This is a genomic window from Micromonospora luteifusca, assembly GCF_016907275.1.
Classification (GTDB): domain Bacteria; phylum Actinomycetota; class Actinomycetes; order Mycobacteriales; family Micromonosporaceae; genus Micromonospora; species Micromonospora luteifusca.
Map to the genome: position 1 here is coordinate 4,088,346 of NZ_JAFBBP010000001.1, position 24,064 is coordinate 4,112,409.

The following is a 24,064-nucleotide window of genomic DNA, read 5'->3' on the forward strand; positions in this document are numbered from 1 at the left end:
CGGCCCGGGATCGGCAGGACCCCCGGGACCTGTGGGACCCCCGGGACCTGCTGGACCTGCTGGACCTCCGGGACCATCTGGCGGGAAGTCGAAGTACTCATTGGCCGGCGAGGCCATGCCTCGGCCACCGCGACTGCCACGGCCATCGCGACCATCGCGACCATCGCGGCCATCGCGACCACTGCGGCCATCGCGCCCGTCCCGGCCATCGCGACCGCGATCGGCGTTGTTGCCACCCCGGTCCCGACCACCCCGGCCGCCTCTAGCCATTGAGGATCATGTCCAGGGCCATTCCGACGAGCTGGTCGATGATCAGCTCGCTGATCATCTTGAAGATCGGTATCTCGAGCAGGGAGGCGCCCGCCGTGGCCACCGCGGTGGCGATCGCCTGGGCGACCTGGACGGCGAGTAGTGCCAACTGCACGATCACGCTGATTTTCAGCGCCAACACGATTCCGGCGCAGACGATCATCGCCACGCCCAGGATCCGTGCGCCCTGCCCGGCATTCTCCAGGTTGACGGCCGGTGACCTCTGGGCGGTCCAGGCGGCTTGAAAGGCGTCGATTGCCTCACCCGCGTTGCTCTGCCACAGGCTGGTGGCGGCGTTCGACGAGGTGGTGACCGGGACGGCGACCTCGTCGGCCAACCGCAACCAGGTCTGGCCGAACTCGAACATCCGCTCCTCGTCGGCCTCCGGCCAGGAAAAACCCAGCCAGCCGAGCACTGACACGAGCTCTTCGGGAAGTTGCAGACCCATCGTTCACCCCTGCCGGGCGTCGCTGTCGAGGGCTCGCCCCATGTCCAGCATGAGCTGAGTGTTCGTCTCTTCCACCCGCACGTACGCCTCGGCCATCCCGCGCAACCTGTCGGCGTACTCCCACAGGGCGTCGGTGTTGGCCTCCAGGCAGTCGGCGGCCAATTCGAAGGCACCGCCGAAACACTCACCGATGAGGAAGCCCAGGTCGTCGCCGCCCCATACCTCCCCGGCCGTCGCGAGTTGGCCGCTCACCTGCTGGACCAGCGCGTCCACCCGCTCCGCAGCCGAGTCGAGTGCACCACCGGTCTGCCGCAGCAGCTCCGGGTCCACGTTCAGCGGCTTCACCTGCGCCGCATTTGCTGGAGGGTCTCGTTGATCGTCTGAGAGAACGTCGCCATCTGCCGAAGGCTCTCGGACTGAATCCGCTCGATCCGTTCCCCGAGTGCGTCGAGGTCGACCTGGGGTACGTCGTCCGGAAGCGTCGGCTGCGCGGCGGCCCGTGCTTCGGCCAGCGCCACGTTGACCGCCTGCCGTACGCCGTCGGCGACATCGGTCAGCGACACGCGCAGCACCCTGGGGTCCAGGGTGAGGTCCGACAGGGTGCCGTCCGCGTTTGCGACCGCCCGCACCAGACCGTTCAGGGCCTCGCCCACCGCCTCAGCGGCGCCCAGCCCGCTGACGTCGGTGGCTGTCGTGGCCCGGCGGGTCGACGCCAGCGTGTCCCGTGCCTGCTGGAGGAGCCGGTCGAACTCCTCCGTGCCGAGGCCCTGGCCACCCAGCCGCCCGTCCGTGCGCGGAACCCGCACGCCTTCGTCTTCCACGATAGGACCTCCTGACGCCGCCAGTTGATGAGGCTATCGACAACCGTCAAACCATTCAGCCCCGTTCCGGTGGCCATCGGCTCAACAGGGTGTGCCAGGGGTTGGTGCGGCTGATCGGGGTCAGGGGTGCCGTCTAGGGTCGGGGCATGGAGTCCTTCGTGCCACTGGCTGAGCGGATCGTCGAGGCGGTGTTGGAGAGCCGGCCCGGGCTCGCCACCTCCGTGGGGGACCACCGTTACGACGACCGACTGCCGGACCTCTCGGCCGGCGCGGTCGCCGCCGACCGGGCAATGCTCAAGGAGGCCGCCGACGCGCTCTCCGACATCGATCCATATGCTCTGGACCTCGAGGAGCAGGTCGACCACGCGCTGCTCAGCTCACTGGTGGACCGGGGGCTGTTCGAGTCGACCGAGATGCGGGCCCACGAATGGGACCCGCTGCGGCACAATCCCGGCCCGCTGCTGCACGCCCTCCTCGCCCGCCCGTTCGCTCCCGCGGACGTCCGGCTGACCAGCCTCGCCGGCCGGCTCGCCGCCGTACCGGATGCTCTCGCCACCGCCCGCGCGACGCTGCGGGACATGCCGCGGATCCACGCGGAGACGGCGGTCGGGCAGTTCACCGGCACGGCCGCGCTGATCCGCGACGAGCTGCCGGCGCTGCTCGCCCAGGCGCCGAGCCAATTCGACCGGGTCGAGCCCGCGGCGACCGCGGCGATCGCCGCGCTGGAGGAGTTCGTCGCCTGGCTGCGGGTCGGCCTGGCCGCCGACGCCAGCCCCGGCCGTGACCCGCGACTGGGCCGACGCCGCTGGGAGGCCCGCCTCTGGCACACCCTGGACACCGAGCTGGGCGCCGCCGAGATCCAGCGCCGCGCCTGGGCCAACCTGGACCGGATCACCGCCGAGATCCGCGAGGCGGCCGTCGAGCTGGTCGGTGGTCGGGCCGACGACGCGGCGGTACGCCAGGCGCTGGACCTACTCGCCGCCGAGCACCCGAACGACGGCACCATCGTCGAGCTGGCCGGGGTGACCCTGGACGAGGCCACCGACTTCGTCCGCGCGCACGACCTGATCACCCTGGTCGACGACAAGTGCGTGATCCAGGAGATGCCGGAGTTCGCCCGTGGTGTGGCGGTGGCGTACTGCGACTCGCCCGGTCCGCTGGAGACCGCGAACGTGCCCACCTTCTACTGCATCGCGCCCACCCCCACGGACTGGCCGGCGCACAAGGTCGAGTCTTTCTACCGCGAGTACAACGACCACATGATCCGCAATCTGACGGTGCACGAGGCGATGCCGGGGCACTTCCTCCAGCTCGCCCACGCTCGCCGCTACGTCGGTGGCACCCGGGTCCGGGCACTGGCCGAGTCCGGCCCGTTCATCGAGGGCTGGGCGGTGTACGCGGAGGAGCTGATGGCCGGGCTCGGCTTCGGCGGCCTGCCGGTGCGGTTGCAGCAGCTCAAGATGCAGCTGCGGATGACCATCAACGCGCTGCTCGACCAGTTGGTGCACGCCGAGGACCTGTCCGAGGCCGAGGCGATGGCGTTGATGACCGAGCGTGGCTTTCAGGAGGAGGGAGAGGCGGCCGGCAAGTGGCGCCGGGCGCAGCTCACCTCCACGCAGCTCTCCACCTACTTCGTCGGCTACACCGAGGTCGCCGAGATCGCCGCGGCACGCCCGGACGGGGTGTCGATCCGCGACTGGCACGACGCGATGCTCGCCCACGACTGCCCGCCCCCGCGCCACCTGCGCACTCTGCTCGGTCTCTGAGGACGCCCGACCGCCGCTCCCCGCGCAGGATCCACACCCCCGCGCAAGGTCCACACCCCCGCGCAAGGTCCGCGTCCCCGCGCAAGATCCGCACAACGTCGCCGATGTTGCTGTTTCCACCGCGCCGGAAGCAGCAACATCCCCGAACTTGCGTTGATCTTGGGCGCTGCCGTGCCGCGCGCCGCTCAGCGCCGCCGTGCCGCGCGCCGCTCAGCGCCGCCGTGCCGCGCGCCGCTTCAGCGCCGCCGTGCCGCGCGCGGTTCAGCGGTGTCGGGTGCCGGGTCGGTCACGAGCCGCCGGGGCGACGGTCCACGACTCCGGCGCCGGCGGGTGGGTCGAACGCCCCCGTGTCGACCGTCTCGGAGTAGCGGCTCAGTGCCAAGTCCATCGGCTTGCCGTCGACCGGCCCGGTGAAGCTGCCGAGCACGCCCTCGGTGGTCACGCAGGCAGTGAAGTCGCCGGACGACGAGCCCTGCACCTCGACGCAGGCGGCGTGGTGCCCGGCGACGGTGGTGTCGCTCTGCTTGATGACCGCCTGCGGGTCGAGCGCGGCGGCGGTCAGCAGCCCGACCACCACCGGTGGGGTGGCGAGGCCCTGCCGGTTGGCCTCGCCGAAGAGCGTCACGGTGGGCTTGCTGCCCGGGGCGGGCGGGGCGACCAGCGTGCACTGCGGGCGGGCGCCGGTCGTCGTACACCGGGTGATGGCCTCCGGGGTGACGGTGAGCCGCCCACCCGGGTAGGTGTACGCGGACCGGGCCGGGTCCTGGGCCTGCACGATCGCGGCGCTCTGGCCGCCTGGGAGCTGGTAGTCGGCCGAGTAGGTCAGCTCCAGCGCCCGGTCGAGTCGGGCGGCGAGGTCGTTGACGAGTTCCGAGCGACCCATGGCGACTCCGGCGTCCTCAAATGTCTGACAGCCGGTGACCGTGAGCGACGCGATGACCGACACGGCGAGCATGCGGAGGGTGGTCGAGGCGGCGGGCATGGCGAACAGCCTGGTGGATTTGGTCCGCGCAGCGCAAACCCGTTGCCGGTTGACGCCCGGAAATCCGGGAATGTCCGTCACTGCGGGGCGACTCGGGTGCGCGGGCGACGCCGTGCCCGTTCGCGCGGCCCGATACGCTGCGTTCAACACCTGCCTCAGCCGCACCGTCGCGGCCCACCCACGGACCGGATCACAACAACGAGGAGCGACTTAGTGGCAACCATCGAGGGAATCGTCGCCCGGGAGATTCTCGACTCGCGGGGCAACCCGACGGTCGAGGTCGAGGTCGGTCTGGACGACGGCACGGTCGCCCGTGCCGCCGTGCCGTCCGGTGCCTCCACCGGCGCCTTCGAGGCGATCGAGCTGCGCGACGGTGACGCCGACCGTTACCAGGGCAAGGGCGTGGAGAAGGCGGTCTCCAACGTCGAAGACAAGATCGTCGACCAGATCATCGGGTACGAGGCCAGCGAGCAGCGGCTGATCGACCAGAAGATGCTCGACATCGACGGCACCGACAGCAAGTCGGAGCTGGGCGCGAACGCCATCCTCGGGGTCTCCCTGGCCGTGGCGAAGGCCGCCGCCGGCAGCGCCGAGCTGAGCCTCTTCCGTTACCTGGGCGGCCCGAACGCGCACCTCCTGCCGGTGCCGATGATGAACATCCTCAACGGTGGCGCGCACGCCGACTCGAACGTCGACATCCAGGAATTCATGGTCGCACCGATCGGCGCGCCCACCTTCCGTGAGGCGCTGCGCTCGGGCGCGGAGGTCTACCACGCGCTGAAGTCGGTGCTGAAGAAGAAGGGCCTGTCGACCGGGCTCGGCGACGAGGGTGGCTTCGCGCCGAACCTGCCGACCAACGCGGCGGCCCTGGACCTGATCGCCGAGGCGGTCGAGAAGGCCGGTTACCGGCTGGGCACCGACATCGTGTTCGCGCTCGACGTGGCGGCCACCGAGTTCTTCGACAACGGCACCTACACCTTCGAGGGTGCCGCGAAGTCCGCCGAGGAGATGAGCAACTACTACACCAAGCTGGCCGGTGACTACCCGATCGTGTCGATCGAGGACCCGCTGGCGGAGGACGACTGGAGCGGCTGGCAGACGCTGACCGCCTCGATCGGCGACCGGGTGCAGATCGTCGGTGACGACCTGTTCGTGACCAACCCGCAGCGCATCGCCCGCGGCATCGCCGAGAAGTCGGCCAACGCGGTCCTGGTCAAGGTCAACCAGATCGGTTCGCTGACGGAGACCCTGGACGCGGTGGACCTGGCCCACCGGGCCGGCTTCAAGTGCATGATGAGCCACCGTTCCGGCGAGACCGAGGACACCACCATCGCCGACCTGGCGGTGGCCACCGGCTGCGGCCAGATCAAGACCGGCGCACCGGCCCGTTCGGACCGCGTCGCGAAGTACAACCAGCTGCTCCGGATCGAGGAGGAGCTGGCCGACGCGGCGCGCTACGCCGGCGCTGGCGCGTTCCCGCGCTACCGTTCGGCCTGAAGCCTCGGGGGAGGGGTGTGACGATGCAGCAGCGCCGCACACCGGGTGGTCAGCGTCCTGCCCGCCGGCCGGGTCAGTCCGGCCGGCCGGGTGGTGGCCGGGTCACCCGGGGATCGGTCCGCGAGGCCGGCGTACGCGCCGAGCCGCGTGGTGCCGCCGGTCGGGCGCCGGGCGCGGCCCGGGGCGCCGAGGGCGTTCGCTCCGCGAATCGTCCTGCCGCCGCTCGGCGTACTGCCGCCGGTGGTGCGGTCAAGCGGCTCGCCGCACCCCACCCACGTCGCTTCACCGGTCGGGCCACCGTGCTGTTCGCGGTCCTGATCGCGCTCGCGCTGGCCTACACGTACCCGGTCCGGGTCTACCTCGACCAGCAGGCCGACATCGAGCGGATGGAAGCGGCCCAGGCGGTGCAGGAGGCGGAGATCGCCAAGCTCGCCGCCGAGGCCGCCAACTGGAACGACCCGGCGTACATCACGACGCAGGCTCGCGAGCGGTTCTTCATGGGCCGCCCGGGCGAGAAGATGATGGTGGTGCTGCACGATCCGGAGGGCGCTGCCCGGGACGCCGGGAAGTCGGCCGGTTCGGGCACGCCGGCCGGACCGGTCACCTGGTACGACACGCTCTGGTCGAGCGTGCGGGCGGCGGACAGCCAGCAGCCGGGCAAGTGATCCACCGATCAGCACACCAGGAGAGATGGGCACCGTGACTGTCGTACCACCGTCGGAGCCGGCGGCGGCTTCCGTACCCCTGCCGCAGCGTGAGCCGGCGACCGAGGCCGACCTGGCCGCGGTGGCCGCGCAGCTCGGCCGGACGCCCCGCGGCACCCGGGCGGTGGCCCACCGTTGCCCGTGCGGCCTCCCGGACGCGGTGGAGACGACTCCCCGCCTCTCCGACGGCACCCCGTTCCCCACGCTCTACTACCTGACCTGCCCCCGGGCCACCGCGGCGTGCAGCCGGTTGGAGTCGGCGGGGCTGATGAAGGAGATGGCGGACCGGCTGACGACGGATCCCGAGTTGGCCGCCCACTACCGTGCCGCGCACGAGGACTACCTCGCCCGTCGGGAGGCGATCGGTGAGGTGCCGGAGATCGCTGGCATCTCGGCGGGCGGGATGCCGGGCCGGGTGAAGTGCCTGCACGTGCACCTGGGGCACGCGCTGGGCGCCGGCCCCGGGGTGAACCCGTTCGGTGACGAGACGTTGGCGCTGGTCGAGCCCTGGTGGACGGCCGGCCCGTGCGTGGACGTGCCGGCGGGCGAATGAGCGCGCAGGCCGGGTCGTCGGCACCCGAGAGTCAGATCCTGGTGCGGCGGGCCCGCACCGGGGATGTGCGCGGCATCCGGCGGCTGATCGACACGTACGCCGACGACCGGCGGCTGCTGAGCAAGGCCACCGTCACCCTCTACGAGCAGGTGCCGGAGTTCCGGGTGGCGGTCCGCCCCTCCGACGGCACGGTGGTGGGCTGCGGCGCGCTGCACGTGATGTGGGAGGACCTGGCCGAGATCCGTACGGTCGCGGTGGATCCGTCCTGTCGGGGCCGGCGGATCGGGCATCGGCTGGTGGGCGAGCTGATCGACGCGGCCCGCGAGTTGGGCGTGGCACGGATCTTCGTGCTCACCTTCGAGACGCAGTTCTTCGGCGCGTTCGGTTTTCAGGAGATCGACGGCGCGCCGGTGCCGCAACCGGTGTACGAGCAGCTGCTGCGCTCGTATGACGAGGGTGTCGCGGAGTTTCTGGATCTGGAGCGGGTCAAGCCGAACACACTGGGCAACGTCCGGATGCTGCTGCGGCTGTAAGCGGTTGCCGCCCGACCAAGCCGCTGGGTGGCCGTTCGTCCTGCCGTAAGGTTGCTGCCGTGACGACGCGTGTGGCGGCCATCGACTGCGGGACCAACTCGATCCGACTGCTGGTCGCCGACCTGCCCGAGGAGTCGGCCGGGTCGCAGGCGCCGCTGGTCGACCTGACCCGACGGATGGAGATCGTCCGGTTGGGGCAGGGGGTGGATCGCACCGGCCGGCTGGCACCGGAGGCGATCGAACGGACCCGGGTGGCGCTGGCGTCGTACGCCGCCGACATCGAGAAGTTGGGCGCCGAGCGGGTGCGGATGTGCGCCACCTCGGCCTCGCGGGACGCCGCAAACGCCGCCGACTTCACCGAGATGGTGCAGCGTACCCTCGGTGTCGCGCCCGAGGTGGTCACGGGCGACGAGGAGGCCCGGTTGTCGTTCACCGGCGCCGTGCGCGGGCTGCCGGCCGACGCGAAGGAGCCGTTCCTGGTCGTCGACATCGGCGGCGGTTCCACCGAGTTCGTGGTCGGTGACCGGGCCGGTGGGGTGCGCGCGGCAGTCTCGGTGGACATCGGCTGTGTCCGGATGACCGAGCGGCACCTGCCCGGCGACCCGCCGACGCCCGAGCAGGTCGCGGCGGCGCAGGCCGACATCGCGGCCGCCGTCGACCGTGCGCTCGCCGTGGTGCCCGGCCGCGAGGCGGCCACCCTGGTCGGCCTCGCCGGGTCGGTCACCACCGTGGTCGCTCTCGCTGAGGGCCTGCGGGAGTACGACCCGGAGCGCATCCACCACGCCCGGGTGTCGTACGAGGCGGTCGCCCAGGTGACCGCGGACCTCCTGGGTCAGACCCGTGAGCTGCGGTTGGTGAACCCGGTGATGCACCCGGGCCGGGCCGACGTGATTGGCGCGGGCGCGCTGGTGCTCCGGGTGATCATGGAGCGAGCGGGGATGCCGTCGGTGGTCGCCTCGGAGCACGACATTCTCGACGGCATCGCCTGGAGCCTTTCGTAGACCCCGTCTCCGTTGGTGTCGTTCGCCGAGCTCGTGTCAATCATCAGCGTGTCGGGGCGAAGCGCTGGCGGTAGTGTGGATTGCACAGTAGTGTGCATCGCGTGGACACCACACAGTTACTGAAGGGCGTGCTCGATCTGGCCGTCCTGGCCGTGCTCCGGGAGGAGGACGGCTACGGTTACGACATCCTGCGCCGGTTGCGCGAGGCCGGCCTGGAGGAGGTCGGCGACGCCTCGGTCTACGGGACGCTGCGCCGCCTCTTCGCCGCCGGCCTGCTCACCACGTACGTCGTGCCGAGCGAATCCGGGCCGCACCGCAAGTACTACTCACTCAACGCCGCGGGGCGTGACCAGCTGACCCGCTCCGGCAAGCTCTGGCGCTCGTTCGCCACCACCATGGACAGTCTGCTCGACGATCGGGGGATGGCGGCATGACCGTCACGGAGCAGGAGATCACCGACTATGTGGCACGGGTGCGAGCAGCTCTGGCCGACCTGCCGCCCACACAGCGCGACGAGCTGATCGAAGATCTTGGCGACCACCTCACCGAGGTCGCCGCCGAGGCGGAGGGCACCCTCGTCGAGCGGTTGGGCGAGCCCGAGACGTACGCCGCTGAGCTGCGTGCCGCAGCCGGCGCCGCCCCGGGTGGTGGGCGCAACCTCGACCAGCGGGTCGCGACCGCGGTGGTCCGGGTCCGCACCCGGCTGCGCGCGCTCGACATCCGGCTCGGCCCACCCCTGGGGTACGCGACGGCCAGCGACTTCCTCCGGTTGCTGCGCCCCGGCTGGTGGGTGGTGCGCGGCTACCTGGCGGCGATGCTGGTCACGGTGATCAGCACCGGCGGCAGTTTCGGGCTGCTGCCGAGGTTCGGTGGCGAATTGCTCGCCGGCCTGATCATGTTGGTCGGCTTCGTGCTCGCCTCCATCTGGATCGGCCGCGGTTCCGCCCGGCTGACCCGCTGGCCGCGCTCGGCGGTGCAGGTCGGCAGCGCGGTGCTGGTGGTCTTCGCGTTCGCCGCTCTGATGCAGGCCGAGGACCGGATGCGCTACGGCGACTACGGCTACGACCAGACCTCGGTCGACAGTCCGTACGACCGGATCCGGGACGTCTTCGTCTACGACAGTGAGGGCCGGCTGGTGGAGAACGCCCGGCTCTTCGACCAGAACGGCGATCCGATCCGACTGGGCTACCCGGACTGCTCGCACGACGCCTATGGCAATGCCAAGACGATGTTGCGGCCGTACCCGTACTGCCCGGAGCAGGCCCCCTTCGCGCCCCGCGCCCCCTTCGCGCCCGTCCCCTCCGAACCACCCACCACCGTGCCGGGCGCGACCAGCACTCCGGACCCGACCACCACGCCGATCCCGACCGGGACGGCCACCGGCCAGCCCACGGCGGGCCCGACCGGGACCGGCGCACCGAGCGCCGCGCCGAGCCCCAGCGCGACGAGCTGAGTCCCGATGTGAACTGGATCATGCGGATGAAGCTGGGAAATAGCTGAACGGACGAGGCGAGCGGGACGGCACCGGAAATCAATGATCGTTACGGTGTCGTCTGCTCATCAACCCCTCGGAAGGAACCCCCGTGTCAGAGCAGGTCGCACCGCCCCCCGTGTCCGACGCCGCAACCCCTGAGCCGGCCGTCGACACGCCGCAAGCGGCCGCGCCGCAGCAGGCCGAGCCACAGTCGGCCGCCGAGACGCCGCAGGCGGTCGAGACGCCGCAGGCGGTCGAGACGCCGCAGGCGGTCGAGCCGAAGGCGGAGAAGTCCGGTGCAAAGAAGGCCCTCGGCATCGTCGGTGCGATCCTCGCCGTCGTCGTCATCGCCGGCCTCAAGTTCGGTGTCGCCTCGGCGATCGGCAACTACTTCAACAAGGACGAGACCGCTGCCGCCAAGGCGGGCGACTGCATCGCCGAGCTGCCGGAGGTCACGGGCACCGAGCAGGAGACGGTCGATGGCGCCAAGGTAGTCGATTGCACCTCCACCGACGCGGCGTACAGCGTGGTCGGTCGGGTGAACGACCAGAACGAGGCCCAGGCCAACGCCGACACCACCTGTGAACAGTTCTTCAAGGAAGGCGAGCAGGGGTACATCTACTCCAGCATCGAGCCGGGCAAGACGGGCTATGTGCTCTGCCTGACCAAGAAGGCCTGACCGGAGCGGTAGATCGGCATCGGCGGCGGCGGGGACCTACCCCGCCGCCGTCGGCGTACCCGGAGTCACCGGCCGGCGAACAGGAGGTGAATGCCACTGTTCCGGTGTCTTCCCGGCGGCGGCGCGGCATGGCAGGCTACCGGCACTAGGACCACTGGGCGACCAGCCAACGATGACTGACCGCTAGGAGGACGGCCCATGGGCGAGATGGTGAGCTACCGCAGCAACGGCGGCACGAGCGAGGGGTATCTCGCGATACCCGCCAGCGGCATGGCCAGCCCCGCGGTCATCGTCATCCAGGAATGGTGGGGCCTGGTCCCGCACATCCGGTCGGTGGCGGACCGCTTCGCCGAGGCCGGCTTTGTCGCCCTCGCCCCGGACTTCTACCACGGTGAGACGACCAGCGAGCCGGACGAGGCACAGCGGTTGCTGATGGCGATGCGGATGGACGACGCGGCGAAGGACATCGCCGGCGCCGCCGACTATCTCGCGGGGCGGCCGGAGGTCACCGGCAAGGTCGGTGCCGTTGGCTTCTGCGCCGGCGGCAGCCTTGCCCTCTGGTCGGCCACCATCTCCGAGCGGATCGTCGCCACCGCCGGCTTCTATCCCGTGCTGCCCTGGGAGTCGATGCGCCCCGACTGGGTCGACTACGCCGGCAAGGCCGCGGTCATCCACTGCTCGGAAGAGGACGGCACCTCGGCCGACGAGGGCATCCAGACCGCCCGTCGGGCCATCGAGGAGGCCGGCGGCGACTGCCACCTCTACGACTACCCGGGCACCTCGCACGCCTTCTTCAACGACGACCGGCCGGAGGCGTTCGACCAGCGTGCCGCCGCCAGCGCCTGGGCCCGCACCCTCGAACTCTTCCGGGCCAAGCTTGGCTGAGTCGCGTACCCCCGAGCAGGTGGTCGCCCGCGCAGCGCGGGCGACCGACCTCGCTCGCCTCGACGCGGCGGTGAGCGACTGTTTCGCCTGCCCCCGGTTGGTCCGGTGGCGGGAGGAGGTCGCCCGCACCCGCCGGGCCGCATTCCGCGACCAGGAATACTGGGGCCGGCCGGTGCCCGGCTTCGGCACCGCTGACCCGCGGATCGCGATCCTCGGGCTGGCGCCCGCCGCGCACGGCGGCAACCGCACCGGCCGGATCTTCACCGGCGACCGGTCGGGTGACGTGCTCTTCGCCGCGCTGCACCGGGCCGGGCTGGCCAACCAACCGACCAGCGTCGCCGCCGACGACGGGCTCGCCCTGCGGGACCTGCGGATCTTCTCGGCCGTCCGGTGTGCGCCTCCGGACAACAAGCCGACCCCGGAGGAACGGGACACCTGCGCACCCTGGCTGCACCGCGAGGTCACGCTGATCCGGCCCACCCTGCGCGTCGTGGTCGCGCTGGGCGCATTCGCCTGGGCAGCGTGGTGGCCGGTCCTACGTCAGGTGTACGGGCAGCGCCCGCCCAGCCCGCGACCGGCGTTCGGTCATGGGGCACACTGGTCCGGCGCGGACGCTCCGGACGTGTTGGGCTGCTACCACGTCAGCCAACAGAACACCTTCACCGGGCGGCTGACACCAGAGATGCTGGACGACGTCTTCGGCCAGGCCAAACAGCTGGCCGAAGTGGACTGAGACGCGTGGGGCGGTGGCGATGACAGACGGAACACGCCCGCCCACACCGTACGAGGCCGCCGAGCCAGGGGTGTTGCCCCCGGCGCTCGGCCTGCTTCGCCGGTGGTGGCCGGTGGGCGCGGTCGCCGCGTTGCTTGCCGGTGCCGCGCTGACGTCAGCCCATTCGTCGATCGGGGCCAGCCGGATTCCGCCAGCCGCGGAGAGCCTGCCGTGGGTGCCCGAGTACCCAACCGCCGAGCCGCCGCCGTCGATTCCGGTCGAACCGCGCGACGCCGGCGAGGCCACCCAGGCGCACATTCCAGAGTGGATCGCGACCGTGGCGACGGTGTTGCTCGGTCTCGCCATCCTCGCAGCGCTCGGTTACCTCGCCTGGATCCTGCTGCGGGGCTTCCGACGTCGCCGGGCCATCCGCTCGCTGCCCGCGAACCGGGCCCGGCGTACAGCCGAGGGCACCGCCCGCGACGTGGTCGCCGCCCTCGACGCCGGCTTGGAGGAGCTCGACGACACCGACACCGATCCCCGGGTGGCGGTGATCGCCTGCTGGGTGCGCCTGGAGGAGGCCGCTGCCGCGGCCGGTGTGCCGAGACTGACCGGGGACACGCCCACCGACCTGGTCAGCCGGCTGCTGCGCGGCGACCCGGCGGCCGGGGTGCCGGCGATCGTCAGCACCGACGTGCTGGGCGAGTTCGCGCACGTCTACCGGGAAGCCCGGTACGCCACCCGCCCGGTCAACGAGCGCACCCGGGACCAGGCCCGCGCCGCGCTGCGCCGGCTGCGCGGCGAACTGTCAGCGGTGGCGACACATGAGTAGCACCAGCATCGACGATCTGCTCACCTTCGAGGAGGAGGCGGCGCCGGCCGGCCCGCGGGCGCGCGGCTCCCGGGTCGGCCCGGTGCTGCGTTCGCTCGCGTGGGCCGCCGGCGTGGTCGCGGTGCTGGTCGTCGGCCTCCGCGCGGTCGGCCTCCAGGTGTCGCTGCCCGTACTCATCGCCGGGGTGCTCGCCGTGCTGGCGGTCCGCCGAATCACCACCCTGCTCGCGCCGCCACCCCCGCCGCCGGCGGGTGGCCGGGCCGCGACGGGTGAGGAGGACGGCAGCTACAACTGGGGTGCACGGGACTCGCTGCGTTCCGCGATCAACCGCTGGGAATGGCCACTGGACTGGTCAAACACCAGACCCGAACGTTTCACCGAGGTGGTCCTGCCTCGGATCGGTGAACTGGCCGACGAGCGGATGCGCCTGAAGCACGGCGTCACCCGTGAGTCGGATCCGGCCCGCGCCCGTGCCCTGCTGGGCGACCGGCTGTGGACGTTCCTGGAGACCCCACCTCGCCGCACCCCGTCGCCGCGCGACCTCGCGGTGATCGTCGCCGAACTGGAGAAAATCTGATGAACGACGTGGACCGGAGCATTGCCCCCGCCGAGGTCGGCCAGCTGGCTCGGGCGGTCCTGGACGCGGTCGGCACCGTCGTGGTCGGCAAGCGGGACGCGTTGGAACTGGTCCTCGCCGGCATCCTCGCGGGCGGCCACGTGCTGCTGGAGGACCTGCCCGGGCTGGGCAAGACACTCACCGCACGGTCGTTCGCCCAGGCGCTCGGGTTGGACTTCCGGCGGTTGCAGTTCACCCCCGACCTGCTCCCCGCCGACGTCACCGGCTCGTTCCTCTACGACCAGCGCAACGGCGACTTCACCTTCCGGGCCGGGCCGGTCTTCACCAACCTGCTCCTCGCCGACGAGATCAACCGGACGCCGCCGAAGACCCAGTCCGCGTTGCTGGAGGCGATGCAGGAGAAGCAGGTTTCGGTGGAGGGCGTGACCTACAAGCTGGACGAGCCGTTCCACGTGCTGGCCACCGCCAACCCCATCGAGTACGAGGGCACGTACCCGCTGCCCGAGGCGCAACTGGACCGATTCCTCCTGCGGGTGTCCTTCGGCTACCCGCAGCACGAAGAGGAGTGGGAGGTGCTGCGCCGTCGGATGAGCCGACGCCGCGAGGAGGCGGACATCAAGGCGGTGGTCGACGCCGCCACGCTCCGGGCCATGCAGGCCGCACTGGAGGACGTGGTGGTGGAGGACTCCATCGGCCGTTACATCGTGTCCCTCACCGCGGCCACCCGTGAGCACCCGTCGGTGCTGGTCGGAGCCTCGCCTCGCGGTTCACTGGCGCTGCTCCTGCTGGCCCGGGTCCGCGCGGTGTTCGGCGGACGGGACTACGTGGTGCCGGAGGACGTCAAGGAGGTGGCGGCGCCCGCCCTGGCCCACCGGATCACCCTGCGCCCGGAGATGTGGCTGCGTCGCGTCGACCCGGCGTTCGTGGTCGGCGAGGTGCTGGAGGCCACTCCCGCCCCGGCGAGTGGCGCGCTACCCAGCTACGCCGCCGGCGGGCCCCGGCACTGATGGCGGGACCGACCGTGCCGAGAGCCACCGAGCCGGAACCGGCTGCCGGCTGGGCGCCCACCCGGGCGCTCGGCCGGGCGGTGCTGCTCGCCGGCCTGCTGCTGGTGGCAGGGGTGCTGCTGGGCCGGGTCGACCTGATCGTGCTGGCCGCTCCGTTCGCGCTGGGCACCGCGTACGCGCTGCGCCGACGGCCCACGGCGCTGCCGCAGGTGTGGATCACCTCGGGTGACGACGGGCCGTTGGTCGAGGGCGGCGAGGTGACCGCCGCGGTGAGCGTCGGCAACCCGGACGTGGTCGACTACGACCTGGTGGTGCTGCGTTCCCGCGTGTCGCCGTGGCTGCGCGTCGACCGGGCCGGCTTCGCCCAGGACGAGTCCGTCGACGACGGGCCGACCGTCACTGCGACGCCAACCGCCACTCCGACGCCAACCGTCACTGCGACGCCAACCGCCACTGCGACGCCGGCCAGCGGCACGGGCCGCTCCATCGCCGACCGGCCGTTCGTGACGTCGGTGCCCACCGGTGCGGCGGTGGACCTGGAACTGGCCGGCCGTGCCCTGCGCTGGGGCCGGCACCCGGTCGGCCCGGCCGGTGCCCGGGTCGCCACGGCGGGTGGCCTGCTGGTTTCCCGGGCGGTGATCAGCGAGCCGGTCCGGGTGCGGGTGTACCCGCGTACCGAGCCGTTCGAGGCGGTGGAGGCCATGCCCCGCGCCGCCGGCCTGGTCGGGGCACACCACTCCCGTCGCCCCGGTGAGGGCGGCGAGCTGGCCGGCGTACGGATCTTCGGCCCCGGGGACCGGCTGCGCCGCATCGATTGGCGGGTGTCGTTGCGCGCCCGGCAACTGCACGTGGCCGCCACTCTCTCCGACCGCGACGCGGAGGTGGTGGTGCTGCTCGACGTGCTCGCCGAGGCTGGCCGCTCCGGCGGGGTGAGCGGGGCCGCCTCGGTGCTGGACACCACCGTCCGGGCCACCGCCGCGATCGCCGAGCACTACCTGCACCGCGGCGACCGGGTGTCCCTGCTGGAGTACGGGCCGGCAGCTCGCCGGCTGCGGCCGGCCGCCGGGCGTCGGCAGTATCTGACGGTCCTGGAGTGGCTTCTCGACGTCCGCGTCCAGTCGTCCTCGCACGAGCCGTACGACCAGGTGTTCGGCCCGCAGTTGCTGTCCTCGGACGCGCTGGTGGTGGTGCTCACCCCGCTGCTGGACGAACGGTCGGCACAGATGCTCGCCCGGCTGGCCCGTGCCGGGCGGTTCGTGGTGGCTGTCGACACGTTGCCGACCGAGCTGGCGCCGCCGAGGGACCAGACCTGGGCCGAGGTGGCGTACCGGCTGTGGCGCTTGGATCGCGAAGTCATGATTGGGCAGCTCCGCGAGCACGGCGTACCGGTGGTGCGCTGGGCCGGCGCCGGCAGTCTGGACCAGGTGTTGCGGGATGTGGCCCGGTTGGCGACGGCACCACGGGTCGGTGGCCGGTGAGCGCGAGGAGTGAGCTTGCGAGCCCCGCAGTCGCGAACGAGAGGGCGGGCGCGGTGAGCGCGAGGAGTGAGCTTGCGAGCCCCGCAGTCGCGAACGAGAGGGCGGGCGCGGTGAGAGCCGCGAACGAAGGGCCCGTGAACGAGGGTGGGCGCAGATGATCGACGCTGTCACTGGGCGGGTCCGGGCGGCCCAGCACGCTGTCGCTCGGATCAGCGTTGCCCCGCTGTTGGTTCGGGCCGGGATCTTCGTCACCGTCTTTGCCGGGTTCGTCCTGGCTTTTCCCGCCGAGGTGCTTCCCGGGCGGCCGATCCTGTTCCTGGCGGTTGCCGCACTGTTTCCCGCGTTCGGCCCGCGCCGGGTCTGGGCGACCTTCACGGCGTTGGTCACGGTCGGCGGCTGGCTGCTCGCCACCGACGGGTACGGCCGCCCGGTCGCCCTCTGGCGGCTGCTCGCCATCGCCGCCCTGCTCTACCTGGCGCACACCCTCTGCGCGCTGGCGGCGCTGCTGCCCTACGACGCGGTGGTGGACCCCGAGTTGATCACCCGTTGGTTGCTGCGGTCGGCAGCCGTCGTGCTGGGCACCGCAGTGCTGGGGGTCCTGTTGTTGCAGGCCGCAGACATCGGCGGGGGAGCCGGATATCAGTGGGTGACAGTGCTGGGGCTCTTGGTGGCCGTGGGGACAGCCGCGTTGCTGGGTTGGCTCCTGCGGCGCCGGTGACTCCCGTGAAATGAGAGTTACGCAGCTCACAGGGGTTGTGCTCCGTCACAGATGGGGGCCGCGAGCGGGATTACCTGAGCCGGCCGGGGAAAGATAGACAACGTGAATCCGAAGCGGATCCTTGTGGTTGGTGCCGGGCACGTCGGTCTGTACGCCGCGCTGCGCCTGTCGAAGAAGCTCAGCTCCCGTGAGGCTGAGGTCATGGTGGTGGATCCCCAGCCACACATGACCTATCAGCCGTTCCTGCCTGAGGCGGCGGCGGGCAACATCTCCCCGCGGCACTCTGTGGTGCCGCTGCGGCGGGAGTTGCGGCGGTGCAAGATGGTGGCCGGCACGGTCACGCGGATCGAGCACGACCGCAAGGTGGCCACCGTACAGCCGATCAGCGGCCCGGCCCGGGAGATCACGTACGACCACGTGATCGTCGCCCCGGGTTCGGTCTCCCGCACCCTGCCGATCCCCGGTCTGCACGAGCAGGGGATCGGGTTCAAGACCATCGGCGAAGCGATCTACCTGCGCAACCATGTGCTGGACCGTCTCGACGTGGCAGCGGCCACGCCGGATGAGGACGTCCGCCGTTCGGCGCTGACCTTCACCTTCGTCGGCGGTGGGTACGCCGGCATCGAGGCGCTCGCCGAGATGGAGGACATGGCTCGTGACGCCCTGCGTTACTACCCCGAGCTGAAGCAGGACGAGGTTCGGTGGGTGCTGGTCGAGGCCACCCAGCGGGTGCTGCCCGAGGTCGACCGGGACATGGGCGCCTACACCGTGCAGCAGTTGCTGAAGCGCAACATGGACATTCGGCTGGACACCCGGCTCGAGTCCTGTGTCGACGGGGTGGTCAAGCTCTCCGACGGTGACAGCTTCCGGTCCGACACGATCGTGTGGACGGCCGGCGTGAAGCCGTCCCCGATGTTGGACTCGACCGACTTCCCGCGCGACGACCGTCGGCGGGTCACCTGCCTGCCCACTCTTCAGGTGGTGGACGGTGACCGGGTGGTCGAGGGCGCGTGGAGCGCCGGCGACTGCGCCGCCGTGCCGGACCTGACGAAGGAGCCGGGCAACTTCTGCTCGCCGAGCGCGCAGCATGCGGTGCGCCAGGCCGCCCGGATGGCCGACAACATCGCGGCCGTGATCCGGGGCCGTGAGCCGGTCGACTACAAGCACAAGCACGTCGGCAGCGTCGCGAGCCTCGGTCTGCACAAGGGCGTCGCCCAGGTGTACGGGATCAAGATGACCGGCTGGCCGGCCTGGGTCATGCACCGGACATACCACATGAGCCGGATTCCGTCGTTCAACCGCAAGGTCCGCGTGTTGGTGGACTGGTCGTTGGCGTTCTTCCTCAAGCGTGAGGTGGTCGCCCTGGGTCAGCTGCACGACCCGCGTGAGGAGTTCGTCGAGGCGTCCCAGCCGGTAGGCGCGCCGCGCGTCTGACCCAAGCAGGACCGCTCGCCCCTGCTCCGCCGATCTTGCACTTCCGGACGCCGTTATGTGGCTGTCAGTACGTCTTGTCCGGGCAGTAAGTGCAAGATCGGCGGGGTGGGGGCGGCGGCGTCAGACCCGCCAGGTCCAGGCGTCGGCCAGCCGGGTCGCGGGGCCGTAGAGCCGCTCCAGGGTGGCTCGGAGGGCTTCGGCGTGTGGGGCGTCGTCGGTTAGCGCCACGCAGGAGGCACCCCAGAAGTCCACGTCCCGGGCGGCCTGACGGCGCTGCTCGTCGCCGATGGCCGGCTGGTCACCGCGCCGGGCGACGTCCGCCAGCAGAGCGGAGGTCGGCTGCTTGAAGGTGCCCAACGCTGCGGTACCGCCCCGCCCGTAGGGGCCGATGAAGAACCCCTCGGGTACACCGAAAGCGGCGTTGGCGGCGGTCGGCCAGCGCATCGGCCAGGGCTCCTTGGGCGTGGGCAGCGGCACCGGCACCAGCACCCCGCCGGGGCGTACGCACTCCCGCCAGTGGCCGTCGCTGATGAATTCCGGCACGGCCGGCCGTTCGGCGGTCGGCAGGGGCGTCGGGAAGATCGGCAGCAGTGCCGCTCCGACGGCCAGTGGCATCAGCCGCCGCACCCGACCGGTGCTGCGCAGCGCCCGGTCGACCGCCAGCACCAGCAGCGTCGCGATGATCGGCAGCAATGCCAGCGCGAACCGCATCGGCAACGCGCCGTCCACCATCGGTAGCCCGCCGATCAGGGCGTACGGGCCGGGTAGCGCCGTCCTGGTGCCGCCGAGCACCACCTCGGGGCCGAGCGACAGCGCACCCATCACCAGGCCCGCCACGACGCAGGCGAAGACCAGTCGGCGTCGCCCGACCCAGATCGCGCAGGCCACGGCTACCAGCAGCAGGGGCCAGCCGAGGAAGGTGTTGTATTCGGCCGGACCGGTGGTCAGTCGGGCGGATTCGGCGCTGCCGGCCACCGACAGCGGGGAGACCGCCCACCAACTGCTCAGGTCGGCGGAGAAGTAGGCCGGGGTGAACACCCCGTCGGCAACCCCCTGCGGCCCGGCGAACTGGAACCAGAGCGGGTAGCCGAGCACCAGCAGGGCGAGCCCGGCGGCGATCGCCAGCCCGCGGGCGAAGCCAGGCAGTGCCCGTCGGGCCAGGTCCCGGTCCACCACGGCATAGCTGATCGCCATCGCCAGCAGCGTGACGGCGGCGAGGAAGAGCACCTCCTCGCCGATGAAGACCTGCGCGGTGATGGCGGCGGCCAACCCCGCCGCCGAGGTGAACATCCGTCGGCGATCCGGCCCGGCGGGCCGGGTGCGACCGGTCTCGTCGGGTACCGCGGGCCCCGGGTCGGCCGCTCGCAGCAGGCGGACCACCAGCCAGACGATCACCGGCACCAGCCACTGGGCGGTCATGTGCAGGTGGCTGTTGGTCTGCGAGACCATGCCGGGGCCGAACCCGCACAATCCCCCGCCGAGCGCGGCGGCGAACGGGCGGGCGCGCAGCGTGCGATGGAACAGCAGGTACCAGGCGAGGGCGGTGCCGGCGAGGTTGGCGGCGGCCAACAGCGCGAAGGTGACCGGCGCGCCCAGCAGCAGGGTGACCGGCGCGAAGACGATGCCGAGCGCGATCACCGACGTGTTGGCCATCAGGTTGACGCCATCGGGCGCGTTGAGTCGGTCGGTGAGCAGGTTGAAGTCGCCGAGCAGCGCGCGGGCGTCGACCGCCAGGAACCACTCGTAGAGGGTCTGGTCCTCCGGGTTGAGTGCCAGGATGCGGCCGGTCGGGTCGGGCCACAGTCCGTGGGTGAGCCAGCCGGCCAGCACCACGCAGATCAGAGCGACAAGCAGATCTGGCCGGTGTCGGCTGACGGCGGCCAGCAGACGGGCGGCCCGAGGTCGGCCCTTGACCCGACCGGCGAGGCGGAAGGCCTGCTCAGGGGCGGCGTCGGGGGCCGTGGGGGCTGCGCTGCTCACGGCATCGACCCTATGTGGCCAGCCCTGCTGGGTACGTCGGGTCGCCGCTAACCGGCTACGGTGACACTGCACCCTGCGTGTCGGCGCGCGGGTGCCACCCGCCCGGGTGGTGGAACGGCAGACACGGCCGCCTTAAAAGCGGCTGCCGAAAGGCGTGCGGGTTCGATCCCCGCCCCGGGCACCAGTCACCTCGACACATTCTCATTCGTGATCACCAGGACTTGGCTGCGCCGTTTACTCTTGGAGGGCACGTTCACGTGCAAACGACCCCCTGAGGGAGGCCAGACAGTGAAGACCTCGAACCCGGTGCTCGCCCGGCTCGGCCAGGCGGCCGAGCGGGAGCGCTCCGCCGGGTACGCCCCGGCCGGGCCGTACGGACAGCCCGGCATTCCCCAGCAGTACCCGTCCCAGGCCGGTTACCCGGCCGCGCCGCCGACCGTGGCGCCGATGACTGTCGACGACGTCGTCGTCAAGACCGTCGCTCTGCTCGGCATTCTCGGCATCACCGCCGCGGCGGCCTGGGTGCTCGTGCCCGACGGGCTCGTCGGCACCGCCTGGATCGGCGCGCTGGTGGTCACCCTGGTGCTCGGCATGATCATCTCGTTCTCCCGGATGGCCAACCCGGCGCTGGTCATCGCGTACGCGGTCGTCGAGGGCGTGCTGGTCGGCATGATCAGCAAGGCCTTCGAGTCGGCCTACGACGGCATTGTGCTCCAGGCAGCCGTGGCCAGCTTCGGCATCTTCTTCCTGATGACGATGCTCTACCGGGCGAAGGTCATCCGGGCCACCCCGGTCTTCGTCAAGGGCATGATCGCGGTGATGGCCGGCCTCTTCGCGGTCATGCTGATCAACTTTGTGCTGGCCATCTTCGGCGTCAACACCGGACTGCGCGACGGCAGTCCGCTGGCGATCGGCTTCAGCCTGGTCTGCATCGTGGTCGCGTCGCTGAGCTTCGTGCTCAGCTTCAAGGAGATCGAGGACGGCGTCCGGATGGGCCTGCCGCAGCGCTACTCCTGGACGGCCGCGTTCGGCATCATGGTCAGCCTGGTCTGGCTCTACATCGAGATCCTGCGCCTGCTGAGCTACTTCCAGGGCGACGACTGACCTCGTCCGCACTGCCGACCGGCGCCCGTTCCCGCTCTGGCGGGGGCGGGCGCCGTCGTCAGCGCCGTTTTCCCGCCGCCGCCGGGCCGCCCGGGGCAGAGTGACTGCGAGGGGTACGCGGGCGAAGGAGGCAGCGGTGCGCAGTAACAACCCGGTGCTCAACCGGCTGGACGAGACCGGCCGGGTGGAGGCCCGGGTGCTCGGCGCCCGCGACGTCGAGCCGATGACGGTCGACGACGTGGTGATCCGTACCGTCGGGTTGCTGCTGGTCACTGGCGCGGCCGCGGTGGTGTCCTGGGCGGTGATCCCCGACGCGGCGTGGCTCGGCGCCGCGCTGGCCGGTAGCGCGCTCGCCTCCATCGCGCTGGTTCTGGTCATCTCGTTGCGGGGGATCACCAACCCGGTGCCTATCGTCGGCTACGCCGTGCTCCAGGGCCTGCTGCTGGGGGTGGCGAGCCGCACCTTCGAGCAGGTCTACCCGGGCATCGTGGTGCAGGCGGTGGCCGGCACCTTCGGCGTCTTCCTCGGCATGGCGGCGCTCTACCGGGCCCGGGTGATCCGGGCGACGCCCCGGCTGGCTCGCCTGGTGATCGGCACGTTGCTCGGCATCGCCGTGCTCAGCGTGGTCAACCTGGTGTCGTACCTGATCTCCGGGCGACCGGGCCTGGCGGTCTACAGCGTCAGTGGGGAGGTCGGTTGGCTGCCGTACGCCTTCTCGGTGGTGGCCATCATCGCCGGGGCGTTCAGCTTCATCCTCGACTTCGACCTCGTCGAGCGTTCGGTGCGCGACGGTCGACCCCGCCGGTACGCGTGGTTGAGCGCGTTCGGCCTGCTCACCGGGTTGGTCTTCCTCTACTGGCAGATCCTGCGGCTGCTCAGCTACCTCCGCCGTTGACCGGCCCGCCGTGGCGTGGTCGGTGCCGGCCGTAGACTCGGCGGCGATGAGCGCAGCGGAGTTGGATCAGGCCGTGCAGTTGCTGGTCCGTCAGGTCGGGCACTGGCAGCCGCCGCGGTGGGCAGCGGTGGCGACCACCGGCAACGTGTCCCGTGCGGACCTGGTGCACCGGTTGGTGCAGGAGATCGCCAACCTGGCCGCTGACGCCGAGGGTGAGCCCCGGCGGGTGGTGCCCCGGCTCGACAACGACCTGGCGTTGCCCGACCAGTTGCGGGTGGTGGCGGCAGACCTGGTGGCCGCCGACCCGGGGGGCGAGACGCTGGCGCGGGCCGCCGCCGAGGTGACGGCGACCCGCAGCGCGCTCTGACGCCGACCCGGCTCAGCTGAGCCGTTCGAGCACCATGGCCATGCCCTGGCCACCGCCCACGCACATGGTCTCCAGACCGATGGTCTTGTCGTGCCATTCGAGGGCGTTGAGCAGGGTGCCGGTGATCCGGGCGCCGGTCATGCCGAACGGGTGACCGACCGCGATCGCGCCGCCCATCACGTTCAGCTTCTCCTCCGGGATGCCCAACTCGCGGTAGGAGGGGATGACCTGTGCGGCGAACGCCTCGTTGATCTCGACGAGGTCGACGTCGTCGATGGTCATGCCGGCCCGGCGCAGCGCCTGCCGGGACGCCTCGACCGGCCCGAGACCCATGATCTCCGGCGACAGGGCGGTCACACCGGTGGAGACGATCCGGGCCAGCGGGGTGAGACCGAGTTGCTCGGCCCGCTGGGCGCTCATCACCACCACTGCCGCCGCGCCGTCGTTGAGCGGGCAGCAGTTGCCTGCGGTGATCCGGCCGTCCGGGCGGAACACCGGCTTCAGGCCGGCGACCGCGTCGAGGCTGACGCCGGCGCGGGGACCGTCGTCGGTGCTCACCACGGTGCCGTTCGGCGTGGTGACCGGGGTGATCTCCCGGGCCCAGAAGCCGTCGGCGATGGCCTTCTCCGCGAGGTTCTGACTGCGTACGCCGAATTCGTCCATGTCGGCGCGGGTCACGTCGTACACCTGGGCCAGGTTTTCCGCGGTCTGCCCCATGGTCAGGTAGATGTCGGGCAGCTCACCGGCCTCGCGCGGGTCGGTCCACGTCTCGGCGCCGCCCTGCGCGCGGCGCTTCGAGCGCTCGCCGGCCGCCCCGAACCGCGGATTTTCCCAGCCGCCGCCGACCAGGGCCTGCGCCTCGGGTGGCAGCCCGTCGGAGCTGCCCCGGGCGTAGCGGGACACCATCTCCACACCGGCGGAGACGAACACGTCGCCCTCGCCGGCCCGGATCGCGTGCATCGCCATCCGCGTGGTCTGCAACGACGAGGCGCAGTAGCGGGTCAGCGTGGCGCCGGGCACAGTGTCCAGACCGAGGAGGGTGGTGACCACCCGGGCCATGTTGAAGCCCTGCTCGCCGCCGGGCAGACCGCACCCGAGGTAGAGGTCGTCGATCGTGGTCGGGTCGAGCTGGGGGATCTTGTCCAGGGCGGCCTGGACGATGGTCGCGGCGAGGTCATCGGAGCGGACGTCGCGCAGGGAACCCTTGTGCGCCCGGCCGATGGGGGAGCGGGCGGTGGCGACGATGACGGCGTCGCGGGACGACTCAATCGGCATGGACCAACGTTAACCCGCCAGTAACATGGCGCG

General features: G+C 71.4%; 26 protein-coding genes and 1 tRNA gene. 21 read left to right on the forward strand and 6 right to left on the reverse strand.

Annotated elements, in window-relative coordinates; translation table 11 throughout:
* Positions 1 to 262: 262 nt before the first annotated feature.
* From JOD64_RS18625 to JOD64_RS33085, 3 genes are read right to left on the reverse strand one after another with little or no spacing between them, the layout of a single operon-like run.
* Positions 263 to 757, reverse strand: a complete 495-nt coding sequence (locus JOD64_RS18625) for a WXG100-like domain-containing protein (protein WP_204943383.1) — start codon at positions 755 to 757, stop codon at positions 263 to 265.
* 3 nt (positions 758 to 760) lie between these two features.
* Positions 761 to 1,102 carry a WXG100 family type VII secretion target gene (locus tag JOD64_RS18630; RefSeq protein ID WP_204943384.1) on the reverse strand — a complete coding sequence of 114 codons (342 nt, stop codon included), beginning with the start codon at positions 1,100 to 1,102 and terminating at the stop codon, positions 761 to 763.
* Entirely contained in the window at positions 1,099 to 1,578 is a 480-nt protein-coding gene (locus JOD64_RS33085) for a YbaB/EbfC family nucleoid-associated protein (protein ID WP_204943385.1), read from the reverse strand. The genes JOD64_RS18630 and JOD64_RS33085 overlap by 4 nt, the downstream gene beginning before the upstream one ends.
* A 146-nt stretch (positions 1,579 to 1,724) precedes the next feature.
* Between JOD64_RS33085 and JOD64_RS18640 the strand changes: the two genes are divergently transcribed.
* On the forward strand, positions 1,725 to 3,344 hold the full coding sequence (locus JOD64_RS18640) for a DUF885 domain-containing protein (RefSeq protein WP_204943386.1): 1,620 nt from the start codon (positions 1,725 to 1,727) through the stop codon (positions 3,342 to 3,344).
* Between the two features lie 286 nt (positions 3,345 to 3,630).
* Here the strand turns inward: JOD64_RS18640 and JOD64_RS18645 are convergent, their stop codons facing one another.
* On the reverse strand, positions 3,631 to 4,326 hold the full coding sequence (locus JOD64_RS18645) for a hypothetical protein (protein ID WP_204943387.1): 696 nt from the start codon (positions 4,324 to 4,326) through the stop codon (positions 3,631 to 3,633).
* A gap of 213 nt (positions 4,327 to 4,539) precedes the next feature.
* On the opposite strand from JOD64_RS18645, the gene eno reads away from it, so the two are divergent.
* The 16 genes from eno to JOD64_RS18725 all read left to right on the forward strand — a co-directional run bounded on the left by eno (position 4,540) and on the right by JOD64_RS18725 (position 18,410).
* Positions 4,540 to 5,823 carry a phosphopyruvate hydratase gene (eno, locus tag JOD64_RS18650; RefSeq protein WP_184181511.1) on the forward strand — a complete coding sequence of 428 codons (1,284 nt, stop codon included), beginning with the start codon at positions 4,540 to 4,542 and terminating at the stop codon, positions 5,821 to 5,823.
* 23 nt (positions 5,824 to 5,846) lie between these two features.
* The gene (locus tag JOD64_RS18655) at positions 5,847 to 6,488 is read left to right on the forward strand and encodes an FtsB family cell division protein (RefSeq protein WP_204943388.1); all 642 of its coding nucleotides are present in this window, start codon (positions 5,847 to 5,849) and stop codon (positions 6,486 to 6,488) included.
* 34 nt (positions 6,489 to 6,522) lie between these two features.
* Positions 6,523 to 7,080: a DUF501 domain-containing protein gene (locus tag JOD64_RS18660; RefSeq protein ID WP_204943389.1), complete on the forward strand. Its 558-nt coding sequence runs from the start codon at positions 6,523 to 6,525 to the stop codon at positions 7,078 to 7,080.
* Positions 7,077 to 7,613, forward strand: a complete 537-nt coding sequence (locus JOD64_RS18665; RefSeq protein ID WP_204943390.1) for an amino-acid N-acetyltransferase — start codon at positions 7,077 to 7,079, stop codon at positions 7,611 to 7,613. The genes JOD64_RS18660 and JOD64_RS18665 overlap by 4 nt, the downstream gene beginning before the upstream one ends.
* Before the next feature lie 71 nt (positions 7,614 to 7,684).
* Positions 7,685 to 8,614: a Ppx/GppA phosphatase family protein gene (locus JOD64_RS18670; RefSeq protein WP_204946135.1), complete on the forward strand. Its 930-nt coding sequence runs from the start codon at positions 7,685 to 7,687 to the stop codon at positions 8,612 to 8,614.
* Positions 8,615 to 8,715: 101 nt separating this feature from the next.
* Positions 8,716 to 9,048 (forward strand): PadR family transcriptional regulator, encoded by a 333-nt coding sequence (locus JOD64_RS18675; protein ID WP_074316865.1) that lies wholly within the window; start codon positions 8,716 to 8,718, stop codon positions 9,046 to 9,048.
* Positions 9,045 to 10,067 carry an HAAS signaling domain-containing protein gene (locus tag JOD64_RS18680; protein ID WP_204943391.1) on the forward strand — a complete coding sequence of 341 codons (1,023 nt, stop codon included), beginning with the start codon at positions 9,045 to 9,047 and terminating at the stop codon, positions 10,065 to 10,067. The genes JOD64_RS18675 and JOD64_RS18680 overlap by 4 nt, the downstream gene beginning before the upstream one ends.
* 130 nt (positions 10,068 to 10,197) lie before the next feature.
* Positions 10,198 to 10,767: an LppU/SCO3897 family protein gene (locus JOD64_RS18685; protein WP_307813489.1), complete on the forward strand. Its 570-nt coding sequence runs from the start codon at positions 10,198 to 10,200 to the stop codon at positions 10,765 to 10,767.
* Between the two features lie 198 nt (positions 10,768 to 10,965).
* Positions 10,966 to 11,652 carry a dienelactone hydrolase family protein gene (locus JOD64_RS18690; protein WP_204943392.1) on the forward strand — a complete coding sequence of 229 codons (687 nt, stop codon included), beginning with the start codon at positions 10,966 to 10,968 and terminating at the stop codon, positions 11,650 to 11,652.
* A gap of 19 nt (positions 11,653 to 11,671) precedes the next feature.
* Positions 11,672 to 12,385, forward strand: coding sequence for a uracil-DNA glycosylase (locus tag JOD64_RS18695; RefSeq protein WP_204946137.1), 714 nt, complete (start codon positions 11,672 to 11,674; stop codon positions 12,383 to 12,385).
* Positions 12,386 to 12,404: 19 nt separating this feature from the next.
* The gene (locus tag JOD64_RS18700; RefSeq protein WP_204943393.1) at positions 12,405 to 13,196 is read left to right on the forward strand and encodes a DUF4129 domain-containing protein; all 792 of its coding nucleotides are present in this window, start codon (positions 12,405 to 12,407) and stop codon (positions 13,194 to 13,196) included.
* Positions 13,189 to 13,773, forward strand: coding sequence for a hypothetical protein (locus JOD64_RS18705; RefSeq protein ID WP_204943394.1), 585 nt, complete (start codon positions 13,189 to 13,191; stop codon positions 13,771 to 13,773). The genes JOD64_RS18700 and JOD64_RS18705 overlap by 8 nt, the downstream gene beginning before the upstream one ends.
* Positions 13,773 to 14,780, forward strand: a complete 1,008-nt coding sequence (locus JOD64_RS18710; RefSeq protein WP_184181529.1) for an AAA family ATPase — start codon at positions 13,773 to 13,775, stop codon at positions 14,778 to 14,780. The genes JOD64_RS18705 and JOD64_RS18710 overlap by 1 nt, the downstream gene beginning before the upstream one ends.
* Positions 14,780 to 16,258 carry a DUF58 domain-containing protein gene (locus tag JOD64_RS18715; protein WP_204943395.1) on the forward strand — a complete coding sequence of 493 codons (1,479 nt, stop codon included), beginning with the start codon at positions 14,780 to 14,782 and terminating at the stop codon, positions 16,256 to 16,258. Before JOD64_RS18710 ends, JOD64_RS18715 begins: the two co-directional genes overlap by 1 nt.
* Before the next feature lie 157 nt (positions 16,259 to 16,415).
* Positions 16,416 to 16,976, forward strand: a complete 561-nt coding sequence (locus JOD64_RS18720) for a hypothetical protein (protein ID WP_372434247.1) — start codon at positions 16,416 to 16,418, stop codon at positions 16,974 to 16,976.
* A gap of 102 nt (positions 16,977 to 17,078) precedes the next feature.
* Positions 17,079 to 18,410: an NAD(P)/FAD-dependent oxidoreductase gene (locus tag JOD64_RS18725; RefSeq protein ID WP_204943397.1), complete on the forward strand. Its 1,332-nt coding sequence runs from the start codon at positions 17,079 to 17,081 to the stop codon at positions 18,408 to 18,410.
* A gap of 120 nt (positions 18,411 to 18,530) precedes the next feature.
* Here JOD64_RS18725 and JOD64_RS18730 read toward each other — a convergent pair whose 3' ends face one another.
* Positions 18,531 to 20,390 carry a DUF6311 domain-containing protein gene (locus JOD64_RS18730; RefSeq protein ID WP_204943398.1) on the reverse strand — a complete coding sequence of 620 codons (1,860 nt, stop codon included), beginning with the start codon at positions 20,388 to 20,390 and terminating at the stop codon, positions 18,531 to 18,533.
* Between the two features lie 100 nt (positions 20,391 to 20,490).
* On the opposite strand from JOD64_RS18730, the gene JOD64_RS18735 reads away from it, so the two are divergent.
* The 4 genes from JOD64_RS18735 to JOD64_RS18750 all read left to right on the forward strand — a co-directional run bounded on the left by JOD64_RS18735 (position 20,491) and on the right by JOD64_RS18750 (position 22,756).
* Positions 20,491 to 20,574: transfer RNA gene (locus tag JOD64_RS18735), tRNA-Leu, on the forward strand.
* 104 nt (positions 20,575 to 20,678) lie between these two features.
* Positions 20,679 to 21,494 carry a Bax inhibitor-1/YccA family protein gene (locus JOD64_RS18740; RefSeq protein ID WP_204943399.1) on the forward strand — a complete coding sequence of 272 codons (816 nt, stop codon included), beginning with the start codon at positions 20,679 to 20,681 and terminating at the stop codon, positions 21,492 to 21,494.
* A 136-nt stretch (positions 21,495 to 21,630) separates the two neighbouring features.
* Positions 21,631 to 22,389, forward strand: a complete 759-nt coding sequence (locus JOD64_RS18745; RefSeq protein ID WP_204943400.1) for a Bax inhibitor-1/YccA family protein — start codon at positions 21,631 to 21,633, stop codon at positions 22,387 to 22,389.
* A 46-nt stretch (positions 22,390 to 22,435) separates the two neighbouring features.
* On the forward strand, positions 22,436 to 22,756 hold the full coding sequence (locus JOD64_RS18750; protein ID WP_204943401.1) for a hypothetical protein: 321 nt from the start codon (positions 22,436 to 22,438) through the stop codon (positions 22,754 to 22,756).
* A 12-nt stretch (positions 22,757 to 22,768) separates the two neighbouring features.
* Here JOD64_RS18750 and JOD64_RS18755 read toward each other — a convergent pair whose 3' ends face one another.
* On the reverse strand, positions 22,769 to 24,031 hold the full coding sequence (locus JOD64_RS18755; protein ID WP_204943402.1) for an acetyl-CoA C-acetyltransferase: 1,263 nt from the start codon (positions 24,029 to 24,031) through the stop codon (positions 22,769 to 22,771).
* Between the last annotated feature and the right edge of the window lie 33 nt (positions 24,032 to 24,064).

What these genes read in the sequence shown, in the direction of transcription:
- JOD64_RS18625 (WP_204943383.1), bottom strand. Translation starts at nt 757, where the DNA reads ATGGGTCTGCAACTTCCCGAAGAGCTCGTGTCAGTGCTCGGCTGGCTG.
- JOD64_RS18640 (WP_204943386.1), top strand. Translation starts at nt 1,725, where the DNA reads ATGGAGTCCTTCGTGCCACTGGCTGAGCGGATCGTCGAGGCGGTGTTG.
- JOD64_RS18645 (WP_204943387.1), bottom strand. Translation starts at nt 4,326, where the DNA reads ATGCCCGCCGCCTCGACCACCCTCCGCATGCTCGCCGTGTCGGTCATC.
- JOD64_RS18655 (WP_204943388.1), top strand. Translation starts at nt 5,847, where the DNA reads ATGCAGCAGCGCCGCACACCGGGTGGTCAGCGTCCTGCCCGCCGGCCG.
- JOD64_RS18665 (WP_204943390.1), top strand. Translation starts at nt 7,077, where the DNA reads ATGAGCGCGCAGGCCGGGTCGTCGGCACCCGAGAGTCAGATCCTGGTG.
- JOD64_RS18680 (WP_204943391.1), top strand. Translation starts at nt 9,045, where the DNA reads ATGACCGTCACGGAGCAGGAGATCACCGACTATGTGGCACGGGTGCGA.
- JOD64_RS18690 (WP_204943392.1), top strand. Translation starts at nt 10,966, where the DNA reads ATGGGCGAGATGGTGAGCTACCGCAGCAACGGCGGCACGAGCGAGGGG.
- JOD64_RS18700 (WP_204943393.1), top strand. Translation starts at nt 12,405, where the DNA reads ATGACAGACGGAACACGCCCGCCCACACCGTACGAGGCCGCCGAGCCA.
- JOD64_RS18705 (WP_204943394.1), top strand. Translation starts at nt 13,189, where the DNA reads ATGAGTAGCACCAGCATCGACGATCTGCTCACCTTCGAGGAGGAGGCG.
- JOD64_RS18710 (WP_184181529.1), top strand. Translation starts at nt 13,773, where the DNA reads ATGAACGACGTGGACCGGAGCATTGCCCCCGCCGAGGTCGGCCAGCTG.
- JOD64_RS18715 (WP_204943395.1), top strand. Translation starts at nt 14,780, where the DNA reads ATGGCGGGACCGACCGTGCCGAGAGCCACCGAGCCGGAACCGGCTGCC.
- JOD64_RS18750 (WP_204943401.1), top strand. Translation starts at nt 22,436, where the DNA reads ATGAGCGCAGCGGAGTTGGATCAGGCCGTGCAGTTGCTGGTCCGTCAG.
- JOD64_RS18755 (WP_204943402.1), bottom strand. Translation starts at nt 24,031, where the DNA reads ATGCCGATTGAGTCGTCCCGCGACGCCGTCATCGTCGCCACCGCCCGC.